Source organism: Aminobacter sp. P4_D5 (assembly GCF_056401815.1).
The window spans coordinates 1-500 of the sequence record NZ_JBFUIP010001506.1; the positions used below are offsets into that span (position 1 = coordinate 1).

At 66.6% G+C, this 500-nt stretch carries 1 protein-coding gene; it reads left to right on the plus strand.

Translation table 11 applies throughout. From position 1 onward, the window contains the following. On the plus strand, nt 1–500 hold a 500-nt coding region (locus AC1DWF_RS39215; protein ID WP_476843769.1), incomplete at both ends, for a CoA transferase.

Genomic DNA, 500 nt, shown 5'->3' on the forward strand with positions numbered 1-500 from the left:
GCGCTGAACCACCGCCATGCGACCGGCCAGGGCCAGCGCATCGACATCGGCATGCTGGACACGCATGTCGCCTGGCTGGCCAACCAGGGCTCCAACTACCTCTCGACCGGCGAGAACCCGGTGCGCCTGGGCAACCAGCACCCGAACATCTCGCCCTACCAGGAATTCCCGAGCAAGGACGGCTACCTCATCCTCGCCGTCGGCAACGACCCGACCTTCGAGCGCTTCTGCAAGAATTTCGGCCAGGAGCACCTGCTCTCCGACGAGCGGTTCGCCACCAACCCGAAGCGCGTGGAGAACCGGCAACTCGTCACCGACACGCTGACGCCGGTCATGAAGAGCAAGACCACGGCGGAATGGGTCGCGGCGCTCGAGGAGCTGAAGATCGCCTGCGGCCCGATCAACACGCTGAAGGACGTCTTCGCCGACCCGCACGTCGTGGCCCGCGGCTGCGTCGTCGAGATGGAGCACGCCTCCGGCGAGACGGTGAAGGTCACGGC